This window comes from Aquiflexum sp. (assembly GCF_041749095.1).
Lineage (GTDB): Bacteria > Bacteroidota > Bacteroidia > Cytophagales > Cyclobacteriaceae > Aquiflexum.
Genome location: NZ_JBGTCA010000408.1, coordinates 1 through 1,816, shown reverse-complemented (window position 1 = coordinate 1,816; position 1,816 = coordinate 1). Strand labels below are relative to the sequence as shown.

At 39.8% G+C, this 1,816-nt stretch carries 2 protein-coding genes; both read right to left on the bottom strand.

Annotated elements, in window-relative coordinates:
• Positions 1–1,046, bottom strand: a 1,046-nt coding sequence (locus ACEW8O_RS18560; protein WP_373496123.1) for a tetratricopeptide repeat protein, incomplete at its 3' end; no start/stop codon positions are given.
• On the bottom strand, positions 1,043–1,816 hold a 774-nt coding region (locus tag ACEW8O_RS18555), incomplete at its 5' end, for a tol-pal system YbgF family protein (protein ID WP_373496122.1). The genes ACEW8O_RS18560 and ACEW8O_RS18555, both read right to left, overlap by 4 nt.

Here is a 1,816-nt window from a genome sequence, read left to right as displayed (position 1 = left end):
AGATATTTTTTTGCCTCTTCATAATTCATCAAGAAACCATGAACCTGACCAACCATTATTAGGCTCTCGGTGATTTCAGGATGTCCTTTCGGAAAATATTTTTCCTTTTCCTTAAGCGTGTGTTCATGAATGTGAAGCGCTTGGAGATAATTCCCCATACTTTTATATGTAATCCCCAAGTTCATCGAACTGTAAAAAATCGAAAGCATGGCTCGATCCCGTCTCGGGTCATCAATAGCTTGCTGGATAAATGCCTTATTTGATACAATGGAAGACTTGACCATTTTGACACTTTCATCTAGCTTTCCTTTAACATCATATACAGCTGCCAGATTCCCTTCTATCATAGCCCTTCGGTATAATCTGTTGGTAGGGTTGTCCTCCATCTGTTCCAAATACGCTATACCTTCTTTCCAATAATATTCTGCAGAATCCCAGATGGAGGCAAACCAATATGAAACTCCAAGGTCATTGAGGATATTGAATCGGCTTTCAGAACTTGTATTTGGGTCAATGTCGAAGCCCTCCAAGGCTTTGAGCGTATGATTTCTGGCTGTCTCTAAATTATCCATCCGGGTAGCTATGACACCGAGATTACGTTCAATGATCGCCCATTCAGAGGGAGTATGATCGGGGATTTTATAGGTAAGATCCAATGCTCTTTGATTGGCGTCATAAGCCATTTGCATCTTTCCGGCGAACATATAGTACCGATGGGATTCCAAATGGGCCTGTCTCAATACCCTTGGATCCTGACTTTTTTTTCCGATAAAATCCAACCAATATTGGACCCTATCCATCCCATATTGCATGTCCTTTTGCTTGTTGCCAATAAATCCTGCAAGGGGCACAAAATAGCTGAGGTTCAAATAATCAGCATTTTCGATATAGTATTTTGTATGGGAATCAAAGAAAAAAACAGCACTATCCAGCTTGTCCTCATTGACCGCTTTTTGGACTTCTGCCAATCTCTCATCGACAGTCTGCCCAAAGAGGTACAGGGGCAAAAAAATCCAAACGAGAACGATGATAGCAGCCTTTATCACAATTTCTCCAGTTCTTTTAACAATACAATTGCTTGGGGATTTTGGCTTTGGTCCAGCACTTCTTTGGCTTCACCCTCTTTTCCTGCCAAGATATAAGTCAAAGCCAAATACCATCTTGCATCTTCATAAAAGGCCGATTCTTCTTTGACAACAACTGCATCAAAATAGAAGATAGCAGGATCTGTATTTTTGAGTGCCAAATGGGAGGTGCCCAGAAAATATTGTAAAGTGTCGTTTCCGGGTTTGTCCTGAATCAATTTTTCCCAACGGGCAATAGCCTCCTGATAATTGGCTGATTTGTAATCCACCATGGCCCTGTCAAATTCATAATTAGACTCTGAACTCATGGCAGTCACCAATCCGGGATCTGCTTGGTAGTATGCCATGAATAACCTTTCATTTGGATCCGGCCTGAAAAGCAACAACCAAGAAAAAAATCCGGTAATCAAAAGGAAGGAAGCAGCAATTGAAAAGGATTTCCAGGGGAATATTTTTATTTTTTCTACTTTATCAGCAGATTTTCTAGGTTCCGCAAACTCAGTAGTATCCATCTCCAATTCCTGATGTATTTCATTCAGATTGTTTCTAAAGGCAGCTTCTTCAACCCCTTCAAAAATGACTTTCATATCATTTATTTTTTGAGATAGTACTTTGTCTAAAGCAATAGTATTTTCGAAAGCAATCCTCTCCTGGGTCTCCATATGACCTAAGATGTATCTTTCGAACTTCTCAAATTCCTCTTGCGATATATAATTATTATTTTCCAATTT